This is a genomic window from Bradyrhizobium sp. LMTR 3, from assembly GCF_001693485.1.
Taxonomy (GTDB): domain Bacteria; phylum Pseudomonadota; class Alphaproteobacteria; order Rhizobiales; family Xanthobacteraceae; genus Bradyrhizobium.
The window spans coordinates 70,953-82,385 of the sequence record NZ_MAXC01000003.1; the positions used below are offsets into that span (position 1 = coordinate 70,953).

An 11,433-nucleotide genomic window follows, 5' to 3' on the forward strand; every position below is an offset into this window, starting at 1 on the left:
GAACCCGATGGATGCATTGATCGTCGATATGCAGGTCGGGCTTCTCAATGGGAAACCGAAGCACGATCTGACCGGTGTCGTCGAGCGCATCAACCGGCTCGCCGCCAGCATCCGCGAACGTTCAGGCCTGGTGATTTTCGTGCAGCATTGCAGCGGCGCGGAAGACGATTTCGTGCCGGGCACGCCGGGCTGGGCGCTTCTGCCGGAGCTCAATCGCGTTCCTGCCGACATCGTCATTCGCAAGACCCTGAACGATCCCTTCGTCGAGACCGATCTCGCGGCGCGCCTGAAGGAAATCGCGCCCGACCGGATCCTCATCACGGGATGGGCAACCGACCTTTGCGTCGATGCGACTGTCCGATCGGCCGTTTCAAATCATTACGACGTCGTGGTGGTAACCGACGGACACACCTTGAACGACCGGCCCCACCTCGACGCGGCGAGCGTCATTCGTCACCATAACTGGGTCTGGAACCACTTGATCACGCAGCGATCGGTCAGGCTCGCACGTACGGACGAACTCTTGCGTTAACGAAGACAACCCGCCTCATTCGACCACCTCGTCGGAACTATGCATCGACCGATCCATCCCCTAGGATCGCACGCGAACGCGCGCATAGACGCGGGACCACGGGGAGGCATTCATGCGATTTCTCGGCAGACTGCTGACGGGACTGATGCTGCTGCTATCGCCAGCGCTGGCCTCGGCACAGGATTTTCCCGCAAAACCGATCAAGCTGATCGTGCCGTTCCCGGCCGGCGGTCCCAACGACATCATCGCGCGGCTGGTCGGCCAGCGCATGTCGGAGATCTTCAAGCAACCGGTCGTGATCGACAATCGCGGCGGCCAGGGCGGTGTGCTCGGCACGGATGCGGTCGCAAAGGCGGCACCAGACGGCTACACGATCGGGATCGTCAGCGCGAGTTCGCTTGTCATCAACCCAACGATGGAAAAGGTGCCCTACGACGTGGCGAGGGATTTTGCGCCGGTCACGCTGGTCACGACAGTGCCGGAGATGCTGGTCGTCGCCAGCAACGTGCCCGCCGGCGACATGAAGGAACTGATCGCGCTCGCCAAGGCTCAGCCTGGGAAACTCAATTTTGCATCCGCCGGTGTCGGCGGCATGCCGCACCTTGCCGGTGAACTGCTCAAGCTGACGGCGGGAATCGACATCGTGCACGTGCCCTACCGGGGCGCCGCGCCCGCCATCAACGATCTGCTCGGCCAGCAGGTGCAGATGGCGTTCCTCGATCTGCCGGTGCTGTTGCCGCATATCAAGTCAGGCAGCCTGCGCCCGATTGCCCTTGGCGCGCCGAAACGTGCATCCACCTCACCTGACGTGCCGACCACCGCGGAAGTCGGCATGCCCGACCTGCTGATCGAAAACTGGTACGGCATGATCGCGCCGGCCGGTGTGCCCGAGGCGATCGTCGCCACCCTGAACCGCGTCGCGAACGAGGCGATGAACGATCCGCAGGTGAAGCAGAAGCTTGCAGATCAAGGCCTGACGGTCGCCGGCAACACGCCCGGGCATTTTCGCGACTACATCGGAACCGAGGCCCAAAGGTGGGCGCGCGTCATCAAGGCTGCGGGGCTTGCCACCGGCAAGTAACGCCGGGCTTTCCCAGACCGTCAGCATTCGCGCTCCCTCACACGTTCAACGTGGCGCAGATTTGCGCAGGTGCTCGGCCAATTGCTGCGCGGGCTTGGGCAGTGCCCGAAAGCTCCGCGCGCAGATCACGAGCCGCCGGTTGGCCCAGGAGTCCCGGATCCTGATGACATTGATCTTCATCGATCGCGCGCATCGCTTTGCCGCGACTTCAGGCATCACGCCAATCCCGATGCCGGCGGCGACCATCTGACCAATCGCATCGAAATTGTTCAGCCGCGCACGAAAGCGCAGCCGCGCGCCGAGACGCGCGGCGTGTCCGCTAACATGGGCGTGCAGCGCGATCGAGCTGATCAAGCCGACGAAATCGCGCTCCACTATTTCGGCGAAATCGACCTGCCGCCGATTAGCCAGTTCGTCGTTCCGCGCGGCAACCAGCACCAACCGATCCTCGCTGAACGGCATCCGCTCGATACTGTCTGCAAGCGCGTGTTCGGCGGCAAGCCCGAGATCGGCGGCACCGATGACGATGGCGCGTGCAATCTCGCTGCTTTCGCGTTCCTCGACGTCGATCGAAATGTGAGAATGTGCAGCCAGAAAGGCAGCCAACGTCTTCGGCAGATATTCCGAAAGCCCCGACGTGTTGGCGAGGAAACGGACGGTGGCTTTCATACCGCGGGCAAAGTCAGCGAGATCGCCACGCATGGTCTCGATGTTGTGGAGCACGATCCTGGCATGGTCGAGCAGGCTTTCGCCGGCTGGCGTCAACTCGACGCCGCGGCGGCCGCGCCTCAGCAGCGAAACACCGAGCGCCTCTTCCAGGCCCTTGATCCGCTCACTCGCCGACGCCAACGCGAGATGGACCCGCTGCGCGCCATTGGTGATGCTGCGGGTCTCGGCGACCGCGACGAAGAGCTGAAGATCGACCAGATCGAAACGCATGGGAATTTCCTAACCCTCATGGTGAGGAGCGCCGACGGCGCATCTCCGGACGATGCTACGCATCGCCGGGCGAACCATGCGGCCCGGCTGCCGCCCGCGGCCATCCTTCGAGACGCGCGCCATGCGCGCTCCTCAGGATGAGGACCAACGTGCGTGCCGATAGCCTTCGCCTTCCCCGAAGGCTGTCTCCGTAATCTCCAGATTGTGCCCGATACGCCGATAGGTCAATGTCCGCCCATGTTCGATTCCCTGCTCATTCTCATCGCCGCGGCGTTCCTGCTGGCCGGTTTCATCAAGGGCGTGATCGGGCTCGGCCTGCCGACGGTATCGATGGGCCTGCTCGCGGTGACGATGTCGCCGGCGCAAGCGATTGCGATCATGATCGTGCCGGCGATCGTCACCAATGTCTGGCAGACTTTTGGCGGCCCGTATTTGCGCGACATCATGCGGCGGCTGTGGCCGCTGATGGCCGGCACCGTCGCCGGCATCTGGCTGAACGCGGGGCTTTTGACCGGCCCCTACGCGCCCTATGGCACCGTCGTGCTCGGCACGCTGCTGGTGATCTACGCGATCCTCGGTCTCAGCAAGCTCCACTTCAAGGTTGCGCGCCGCGACGAGAAATGGATCGGCGGCATCGTCGGCCTGATCACCGGCGTGGTGTCGGCCGCGACCGGCGTTCAGGTGATCCCGTCGATGCCTTATCTGCAGGCGATCGGGATGGAGAAGGACGAGCTGGTGCAGGCGCTCGGCGTGTTCTTTACCGTCGCCACGGTGGCGCTCGCCTTCAATCTCACCACCGCGGGCCTGCTGACGGCGGCGACGGCGCTGCCCGGCGCAATCGCGATGGTGGCGTCCTTTACCGGCATGTTCATCGGACAGGCGGTGCGGAATCGCATGCAGCCGGACGTGTTCCGCCGCTGGTTCCTGATCGCGATGATCTTGCTCGGCCTCTATCTCGCCGGCAGCGCCTTCGTGAAAATCCACGGCTGAAGCATCAGCGCGCCTCCAGCATCGCCACGCGGATACCGAGATAGACGAACAGTCCCCCGAGCGCGCGGTTGATCCAGGCCACCGCGCCGGCCGATTGGCGGATACGGCCCGCGGCCCGGGCTGCGAAGGCGGCGATGCAAAAGCACCACAACGTGCCGCTGGTGATGAAGATCAGGCCGAGCACCAGGAAGGCCAGCGTCTTGTGGGCAGACTCCGCCGCCACGAATTGCGGCAGGAACGCCAGAAAGAACAGCGCCACCTTCGGATTGAGCACATTGGTCAGGGCGCCCTGCCAGAACACGCGGGCAAGCGATGTCTCGCTGCCTGCCGAACCATTGCCTGACACTCCAGTCTCCGCCAGCGGGCGCGAACGCGACAGCAGCATCTGGACACCCGTAAACAGCAGATAGGCAGCTCCGACCCATTTCAGGACCGCAAAGGCCGCAGATGACGCCATCAACAGCGCCGAGAGGCCGATGGCGGCGCCGAACACGTGAACGAGGCAGCCGGCGCTGATCCCGGTCGCCGCAGCCGCCCCGCCGCGCCATCCGAACTGGATGCTGCGGCCGATAATGTAGGCCGTGTCCGGCCCCGGGGTGATATTGAGCAGCAGGCCCGACAGAATGAATAGCCAGAGTTGGTGAATGCCGAGCATCTCTGTCATCGTTTGATGGTTCCTTGGGCGCCCTCAGCCTTATTGCGCGCAGATGCCAATCCCCGAGGGATTGCAGTACTATCATGGGGAAATCAGGCTTCCACCAGATTGTGCTTATTTTATAAACATTGGAATTGGTTGGCTGACCGCGTAGTGGTTATCCTGCCCATTCCGGGGCCGTTGGGGATATAGTGGGGATATGGAAAGACGCCTGGCAGCCATCGTCTGCGCTGACGTCGCCGGCTACTCCCGAATGATGGGAGCCGACGAGGCGGGGACGCATGCCACGTTCAAGGCCCATCGAAGCGCGATCTATCCGATCATCCTCAATCACGGCGGCCGCCTGGTGAAGAACACCGGCGACGGCTTCCTCCTGGAGTTTCCCTCTATCGTCGGTGCCATCGAGGCCGCGGTCGCGATGCAGATGGTGATGGCGGAACGTAACGAGCACCTGCCCGCCGATCGCGCCATGCAGTTTCGCATGGGCATCCACATGGGCGACGTGATGGCCGACGAGGACGAGGTGTTCGGCGACGACGTCAACATCGCGGTCCGCCTCGAATCGGTCGCCGCCCCCGGCGGCGTGGCGGTTTCGGGCAAGGCCTGTCATGAAGCGGGCAAGCGCCTCAGCGTCACATTCGTCGACGCCGGTCCCTACCGGTTCAAGAACATCGAGGAGCCGATCCATGTCTGGACCTGGCAGCCCGGGGGTGTCGATGCCGTCGGCCCGGCACCCAAGGCCGCGTCCGAGATATCGGCTACCAACCTGCCCGCCCAATATCGCACCGCGATCGTGGGCGTGCTGCCGTTCACGAATTTGAGCGAAAGCGCGGACGAGTATTTTTCCGACGGGCTGACCGAGGACCTTATCCACGCGCTATCGCTGCAGTCGTTCTATCGGGTACTGAGCCGCAACTCGACGTTCTCGTTCAAGGGCAAGAACGTGAGCACGCGCCTGATCGCGCGCGAGATCGATGCCACCTATTTGATCCAGGGCTCGGTGCGCCGCGCCGCCAACAAGATCCGCGTCACCGCCGACTTGATCGCACCCGAAACCGGCGAGCAATTATGGACCGGCCGGTTCGACCGCGACATGGGCGACCTGTTTGCGATGCAGGACGAGCTCACCACCAGCCTGTCGGCGGCGATCGCGGCTGAAATCTACCGGGCGGAGGCATCTGCCCCGCCCCGCTCCTCTTCGAACGACATCAGCGCCTGGGATCGCTTCCTCAAGGGGCTGTCCTACTACTACCTGCACACCAAGGCGGACTACGAAACCTCGATCAGCCTGTTCAAGGAAGCCATCGCGCTCGATCCGACGCTGTCGATCGCGCGCGCCTATCTCGCCACCATCCAGATCCAGGGCATTCAGTTCGGATGGATCAAGAGCACGCGCGAATTGTGGGACTCCGCGATGTGTCTCGCGGAGAGCAGCGTCCGGCTCGATCCCCGTTCGTCTTTCGCGTTTCAAATTCTGGCCTATCTGCACGCGGTGGAAGGACACTATGAAGCGGCAATGGATGCCGCAAAGCGCGCAGTCGGGCTCAATCCGTACGACATGGGTGCCCGCGGCGTGCTCGGCTTTTGTCATCTGATGAGTGGCGAACACCGGCAAGCCATCGAACTGTTTACGATGGCAGCCCAGCAAGGCAACAACGACCCTCGATATCAGTGGGCCGCCGTGAACGCGTTCAGCCATTACCTGCTCGGGCAATACGACGCTTCGCTGTCCTGGGCGCGCGAAGAGCTTTATGTCAATCCCAATCATCTCCAGGCGCTGGCGATACGGGCGGCGGCGCTCGCGCAATTGGGACGAACCGCGGAAGCCAAGAGCGCGGCCGAGGTTCTCCTGAGCAACTATCCAAACCTGACCGTCGACCGGTATTTGCGCAATTTCCACTGGAAGCTGCCGGCCGACATCGCCCATTATCGCGACGGCCTCGTGAAGGCCGGCATCCCCTTCAGCAGATTGACCGTCGTCGACTCCGCTCCGAAGCTCGCCGCGGATTCCTGAGCGTGTGTAAGCCTATCGGTTGACACGGCGTCGAATTCCGCCAAACTTACCCACACCCTGAAGTAGCGCGCCGCCGAATTCCATTTTCAGAACCGTCATCCCTCCGCGTCGGGAACGGCCATTTTCATATTCGGCGCCTTTGAGGATTTGAGTCATGTCGGACCAACGCATTGCCACCGCCCCGGGCGCTGCGCCCGCCGGGCAGTTACCCGTTTCGCCCAACAACCCCTGCCCCTTCCTGCGCGCATTAGTCGCCAACGGCTATGTCGGCGGCCATGTCGTGCCGCTCTCGCGGCTGTCCGAGATGATCGGATTGGCAAGCGGCGAAACGGGCTCAGAGCAAAAGGAAGTGCGGCGGAAAGCCTGGATGGTCGCCGTCATTGCCAACGGCCTCGGGCCACTGCGCGTATTCAAGAGCGCAACGTCAGGCGCCGTGCTCGACGAGCTGCGCAACGGCCCGCTCGACAAGCATGGCGGCGGTTCACGCATTCTCGACGCCGAAGCAAACGTCCATGAAGGTCAAATCGAACGGCTCGCCAGCTTCGGCAAGGACTGCAAAGATCCCGCCGGAGGCATCGAGATCGGGCTGACGGCGAAGGAGATCGAGGCCTTCATGGCAGACAATATCAAGCGCGACGGCGATGCAGCGCGCTGGTACTTCCCGATCCTGATGAAGGGCGAATGGCCGGTCCTATTGAAAATCCTCGGCAAGGGCGAAGGCGAGGCGCGCTACCTTAGCGTGGCCGAGGTCAGGACGCTGTTCGTCGAGCGGCGTTTGCCGGAACGAATTACGGCACGGCTGCCGAAGCCGGCGGCTGGAAGATAATTGCCGCAGGGCGGGCGCGGCCGGCCACGCATTCACTCTGGCTTCGGCCCGTAGCCTGGGACCCATCTTTCGTGCTGAGGCAAGTCGTCCTGAATCGTCCACCAGGGCGCGCGCGACGACGTAAATACGTGCAAGCGCGGCCGAACCTCGGGATCATCGTCGAACAAGCCGGCGGGGATGCTGACTGTCTCAAGATAACTTGCCTTGCCTGGCGTCAGGCAGCCGCACACCTTGCAACGATAACGGAAACTGCCGGGCGCGGATTCATAGCGCACTGTCATGTCCTCGCCTGCCGAAAATCGAAACTTGTCAACTTCGACGTGAGCGTATGTTGCGAATGCTGCGCCGGTTAGCTTGCGGCAATTGGCGCAATGACAGTGCGTGATCGATCGAACCTTGTCGACTTCGAACCTGACCGCGCCGCACAGGCAGCTTCCACGAATCATGATCGCATTCTCCAGACCCGGAATATAGCCGAAGCGGTTTGTGTCGATTGAACCGGCTCGAGCCGCAGCAATCAACTATTTGAACAGCGGCGTCCCCGGCACGAACGCATCGAACGCCGCCCAGAATTGCGCGCGGTAGCGGTCCTGCTCCTGCAGGATCTCGTGCTTGGAGCCTGCGATCACCAGATGCGAGCCGGCGCGTAAGTGATAGGCGAATTCCTCGATCGCCGCCGTCGAAACGATGGTGTCGTTGCTGGCGGCCAGCATCAGGATCGGCTGGCGGATTTCGGACGGGTAGTTCAAGCCGCGAAAGGTATTCATTGCCCTGAACGCGGTATCGGCCCACGCCACCGTCGGCGAGCCGATGCCCAGCGTCGGGTCTTCTTCCAGGATCGCGGCGTTGCGGGCGTAGCGCACGGGATCGCTGGTGAAGGGGTTGTTGATGAAGGATTCCGTTCCGGTCAGCGCATCGCTGCCGCCGGGCACGTAGCGGCCGCCCTGCCCCATCAGCCGCATGATCCGAAGCAGCGCCCGCGTCGGAAACGATGTCGTGCGCCCCGGCAGGTCGATCATCGGCGCCGACAGCACCATGCGGTCGAACCAGCGTTTTCCCGCATGCGCCACCCGCAGCATGACCGCGCCGCCCATCGAATGCGCCAGCGCGAAATAAGGCGGCGGACAATCCGGCAGCACGACCTGCTGCACGAAGGTCTCGACGTCGACCTCGAAATCGGAGAAGTCGCGGACGTACCCCTTGCGCGGATCGCGCAGGCGGCGCGAGGAATGCCCCTGGCCGCGCCAGTCGATCATCGCCACCGCAAAACCGCGATCGCGCAAGTCGCGCACAGTCTCGAAATATTTTTCGATCTGCTCACTGCGCCCGGTGAAGACGCAAACCGTGCCCTTGCGCCCCGCCGGCGGCGCCCAGCGTGCAAACCTCAGTTCCGCGCCGTCGGGCGTCTTGATGGTGCCCGAGACGACGTCCTCCGGAACCGGATTGGCGGGGATGGAGACGAGCGTCATGAGGAGGAACCGGCTAGGTGAACAGGGCTGAAAATCAAGGCGGGAGCGTAAAAAAGGGCCTGTTTTGCCCCCTCTTGAACGCCGTTTCACCCCTCCCATATCACTTCTGTGCAGGCCACTACCAGTGTTTCGGAACCGAAGCCAAGGCTTCAAAAACCAAGGCTTCAAAAACCAAGGCTTCAAAAACCAAGGCTCCAAAAACTGAGGCTGCACGGGACTAAAGCCCGGCCCGATGGCGGGCGGGTAATTGCAACAGTCGCTCAATGGAGGACTATCCTATGCGTACCTACGATCTTACCCCGTTTTATCGTTCCACCGTCGGCTTCGACCGCTTCTTTAACTTGCTCGATCAGGTGACCTCCGACGGCAGCCCCGGTTATCCGCCCTACAACATCGAGCGCACCGGTGAGAACGCCTACCGCATCAGCGTTGCGGTTTCCGGCTTCTCGCAGGGCGAGCTTTCGATCGTCGCGAAGGAAAACACGCTGACGATCAAGGGCGAGAAAACCGCCAACGAGAACGGCAAGGACAAATCCGAAGTGCTCTACCGCGGCATCGCCGCACGCGCCTTCGAGCGCGTCTTCCAGCTTGCCGATTTCGTGCAGGTGAAGAACGCCTCGCTCGAGAACGGCCTGCTCCACGTCGATCTCGTCCGCGAGATCCCCGAGGCCAAGAAGCCGCGCAGCATTCCGATCAATTCGGGCGCGCAGGCCCCGCAGGTGGTCGACGCTTCGGTCGCCGCGTAACACGGTAGGTTCAGCCGGTATTGGCTGAACACGAAAACGCCCCGGGGAGACCGGGGCGTTTTTTTGTGCGCGCATCACGAAGACGGCGCAATCCGGCTCCGCTCATTAACAGCGAATTTAAATGATGTGCGCTCCTGCAACGACTATTTGACCGCGTGCCTCGGCACCGGCGGCGCCGAGACGCGTAACGTTTGCAGTTCGACGACGTATTCACCTTCGCACCCAGCGCTTCAACAGACCTATCAAATCAGGAGAGATCGATGACAAGGTTACGGATCGTTGCGGCGCTCGCCGCCAGTGTATTTGCAGGATCGTTTGGCGTACTCACCACGCCGGCACAGGCCGCGGCACCGGTCAAAGTGAAAAATGTCGTGCTGGTGCACGGCGCCTGGGCCGACGGATCGAGCTGGTCGAAAGTCATTCCGCGGCTGCAGGCAGCGGGACTTCACGTCACGGCGGTCCAGAATCCGCTGACGTCGCTGGAAGATTCCGTAGCCGCCACACGCCGCGCGCTGGCGCAACAGGACGGTCCGACCGTGCTGGTGGCGCATTCCTGGGGCGGCACCGTGATCAGCGAAGTAGGCACCGACCCGAAGGTCACGGGGCTGGTCTATATCGCGGCGCGCGCGCCCGATGCGGGCGAGGATTTTGTCGCGCTCTCGCAGAAGTTTCCGGCCGGCCCGGCGCGCGCGGGCGTTCAGGAACATGACGGCTTCACCAAATTGTCGGAGGACGCGTTCCTGAAATACTTTGCCAATGGCGTCGACCGGAAGACGGCGGAAGTCCTCTACGCCGTGCAGGAGCCGACCGCGGCATCCCTGTTCGCCGGCCGCACCACCGCTGCCGCCTGGCGCAGCAAGCCGAGCTGGTACGCCGTGTCGAAACAGGACTACACCATCAATCCCGATCTCGAGCGGTATCTCGCCAAGCGGATGAATGCCACGACGGTCGAGCTGGAGGCCGGCCACCTGTCACTGGTCTCTCAGGCCGACAAGGTCGCCGACCTGATCCTGGCCGCCGCCGGCCAGCACGAATAGCTCTTCGCAATGAAAAACGCCCCGGGGAGACCGGGGCGTTCTTGTGGCTGTCGTCCCTGCGAACCCAGGGATGACGGTAGAGTTACTCCAGCCCCTGCACGTCAGGCATCGCCTGCGTCGGCGCAATCTGCGGGGCGGGCTTGGCCGGGACCGAACCCGTCACCGCCGGCGACGCTGCGGCCTGAACTTCGGTCGGCTTCGGCGCAGGCGCTGCAGCCTGCTTGACCGGCGCCGGTGCAGGTTTGGCGGCGACCGGACTGGCCTTCGGCATCGGCACCGCGCGGCTCGCGACATGGGGGGCTGGCCGCTGCGGCCGCGTCGCGGCCTGGACGTTGGCCGGGGTGGCCGGCGCATGGGCCTGCGGCGGCGGAGCCCCCGGAGTTGCCGGAAGCGCGCTGTGCTCCTCGTAGAAATTATCGCCCATCCGATGGGACGGCACGAAACGGATGATCCGGCCGTTGCGTGCGTCGATTACCAGCCGGCCGTCCTCGCCGCCGCGGTCGAGCGCCGCAATCGTGTAGACCAAGCCGCGCAGCCTCGGGATACCGAGCGGCGAGAATCCGTTATCGCGCAGCACGGAATAGACTTCGGTCGACGGCAACAGTCCCGGACCGTCTCCATACTGCGGCACGGCTCCGTAGCGCGGCCCAGGCTCGTAGTACGGCCCGGGAACCGGTTGCGGTGCCACCGCATAGGGAGCGTCGAAATCCGATGCCGCCCTGTATGGCGAGCGCCCGATCTCATAAGGCCCGGGCACCTGCGCCTGCGCGCCGCCCGCAAGAAGGACCAGTCCCGCCGCCAAAGATCCCGTGAACAACTTCATCACCGAAAGCTCCTGTAAGCCCCGCAGCCTCCGGACCGTAGCCGGAGCATTTTGCTCACTCGTCGACGGCCCGGGGCGAATTTCATTGCGAAATCCGGCGGTCCTTGGGCCGGATCGGGGCGCCGCTGCCGCAAACCTCCAGCGGGCGGCTTTTCCCCCAGGCTAGCAGGCGTCGATCCGCATGCGAGCGAGGACTTTCACGCGCTTGTGTGATAAAGAAAAATTTGGCATGGTCGAAGTTAGGACAGTATCACTGTCTCAATTGCGGAGCCGTCCCGGCACAGGGATTGCAACGAAACCGTGGCGACACGAGCTCCAGGG

At 63.3% G+C, this 11,433-nt stretch carries 12 protein-coding genes; 7 read left to right on the plus strand and 5 right to left on the minus strand.

What is annotated here, in order from left to right; all coding sequences use genetic code 11:
* The first annotated feature begins 7 nt into the window (after positions 1-7).
* Positions 8-532: an isochorismatase family protein gene (locus tag LMTR3_RS03510; protein ID WP_065743709.1), complete on the plus strand. Its 525-nt coding sequence runs from the start codon at positions 8-10 to the stop codon at positions 530-532.
* A gap of 112 nt (positions 533-644) precedes the next feature.
* Positions 645-1,613, plus strand: a complete 969-nt coding sequence (locus LMTR3_RS03515) for a Bug family tripartite tricarboxylate transporter substrate binding protein (protein ID WP_065743710.1) — start codon at positions 645-647, stop codon at positions 1,611-1,613.
* Positions 1,614-1,658: 45 nt separating this feature from the next.
* On the opposite strand, the gene LMTR3_RS03520 is transcribed toward LMTR3_RS03515, so the two are convergent.
* Positions 1,659-2,552 carry a LysR family transcriptional regulator gene (locus LMTR3_RS03520; protein ID WP_065743711.1) on the minus strand — a complete coding sequence of 298 codons (894 nt, stop codon included), beginning with the start codon at positions 2,550-2,552 and terminating at the stop codon, positions 1,659-1,661.
* Between the two features lie 237 nt (positions 2,553-2,789).
* On the opposite strand from LMTR3_RS03520, the gene LMTR3_RS03525 reads away from it, so the two are divergent.
* Positions 2,790-3,542 carry a sulfite exporter TauE/SafE family protein gene (locus LMTR3_RS03525; RefSeq protein ID WP_065743712.1) on the plus strand — a complete coding sequence of 251 codons (753 nt, stop codon included), beginning with the start codon at positions 2,790-2,792 and terminating at the stop codon, positions 3,540-3,542.
* 4 nt (positions 3,543-3,546) lie between these two features.
* Here the strand turns inward: LMTR3_RS03525 and LMTR3_RS03530 are convergent, their stop codons facing one another.
* Positions 3,547-4,197, minus strand: a complete 651-nt coding sequence (locus LMTR3_RS03530) for a LysE family translocator (protein WP_065743831.1) — start codon at positions 4,195-4,197, stop codon at positions 3,547-3,549.
* Positions 4,198-4,396: 199 nt separating this feature from the next.
* Between LMTR3_RS03530 and LMTR3_RS03535 the strand changes: the two genes are divergently transcribed.
* Positions 4,397-6,211 (plus strand): tetratricopeptide repeat protein, encoded by a 1,815-nt coding sequence (locus tag LMTR3_RS03535; RefSeq protein WP_065743713.1) that lies wholly within the window; start codon positions 4,397-4,399, stop codon positions 6,209-6,211.
* A 154-nt stretch (positions 6,212-6,365) separates the two neighbouring features.
* A complete protein-coding gene (locus LMTR3_RS03540; protein WP_065743714.1) occupies positions 6,366-7,037 on the plus strand; it encodes a hypothetical protein in 672 nt (223 codons plus the stop codon).
* A gap of 32 nt (positions 7,038-7,069) precedes the next feature.
* Here the strand turns inward: LMTR3_RS03540 and LMTR3_RS03545 are convergent, their stop codons facing one another.
* Positions 7,070-7,558, minus strand: a complete 489-nt coding sequence (locus LMTR3_RS03545) for a GFA family protein (protein ID WP_245319726.1) — start codon at positions 7,556-7,558, stop codon at positions 7,070-7,072.
* Positions 7,559-8,506 carry an alpha/beta fold hydrolase gene (locus LMTR3_RS03550; RefSeq protein WP_065743715.1) on the minus strand — a complete coding sequence of 316 codons (948 nt, stop codon included), beginning with the start codon at positions 8,504-8,506 and terminating at the stop codon, positions 7,559-7,561.
* Positions 8,507-8,784: 278 nt separating this feature from the next.
* Between LMTR3_RS03550 and LMTR3_RS03555 the strand changes: the two genes are divergently transcribed.
* Positions 8,785-9,252: an Hsp20 family protein gene (locus LMTR3_RS03555; protein ID WP_028350462.1), complete on the plus strand. Its 468-nt coding sequence runs from the start codon at positions 8,785-8,787 to the stop codon at positions 9,250-9,252.
* 260 nt (positions 9,253-9,512) lie between these two features.
* Positions 9,513-10,289 (plus strand): alpha/beta fold hydrolase, encoded by a 777-nt coding sequence (locus LMTR3_RS03560; protein WP_065743716.1) that lies wholly within the window; start codon positions 9,513-9,515, stop codon positions 10,287-10,289.
* A gap of 82 nt (positions 10,290-10,371) precedes the next feature.
* Here LMTR3_RS03560 and LMTR3_RS03565 read toward each other — a convergent pair whose 3' ends face one another.
* The gene (locus LMTR3_RS03565; RefSeq protein WP_065743717.1) at positions 10,372-11,112 is read right to left on the minus strand and encodes a hypothetical protein; all 741 of its coding nucleotides are present in this window, start codon (positions 11,110-11,112) and stop codon (positions 10,372-10,374) included.
* Positions 11,113-11,433: the final 321 nt, after the last annotated feature.

Excerpts from the sequence above, each read along its gene's own strand:
- LMTR3_RS03510 (WP_065743709.1), top strand. The coding sequence starts at position 8 with ATGGATGCATTGATCGTCGATATGCAGGTCGGGCTTCTCAATGGGAAA.
- LMTR3_RS03515 (WP_065743710.1), top strand. The coding sequence starts at position 645 with ATGCGATTTCTCGGCAGACTGCTGACGGGACTGATGCTGCTGCTATCG.
- LMTR3_RS03520 (WP_065743711.1), bottom strand. The coding sequence starts at position 2,552 with ATGCGTTTCGATCTGGTCGATCTTCAGCTCTTCGTCGCGGTCGCCGAG.
- LMTR3_RS03525 (WP_065743712.1), top strand. The coding sequence starts at position 2,790 with ATGTTCGATTCCCTGCTCATTCTCATCGCCGCGGCGTTCCTGCTGGCC.
- LMTR3_RS03530 (WP_065743831.1), bottom strand. The coding sequence starts at position 4,197 with ATGCTCGGCATTCACCAACTCTGGCTATTCATTCTGTCGGGCCTGCTG.
- LMTR3_RS03535 (WP_065743713.1), top strand. The coding sequence starts at position 4,397 with ATGGAAAGACGCCTGGCAGCCATCGTCTGCGCTGACGTCGCCGGCTAC.
- LMTR3_RS03540 (WP_065743714.1), top strand. The coding sequence starts at position 6,366 with ATGTCGGACCAACGCATTGCCACCGCCCCGGGCGCTGCGCCCGCCGGG.
- LMTR3_RS03550 (WP_065743715.1), bottom strand. The coding sequence starts at position 8,506 with ATGACGCTCGTCTCCATCCCCGCCAATCCGGTTCCGGAGGACGTCGTC.
- LMTR3_RS03555 (WP_028350462.1), top strand. The coding sequence starts at position 8,785 with ATGCGTACCTACGATCTTACCCCGTTTTATCGTTCCACCGTCGGCTTC.
- LMTR3_RS03560 (WP_065743716.1), top strand. The coding sequence starts at position 9,513 with ATGACAAGGTTACGGATCGTTGCGGCGCTCGCCGCCAGTGTATTTGCA.
- LMTR3_RS03565 (WP_065743717.1), bottom strand. The coding sequence starts at position 11,112 with ATGAAGTTGTTCACGGGATCTTTGGCGGCGGGACTGGTCCTTCTTGCG.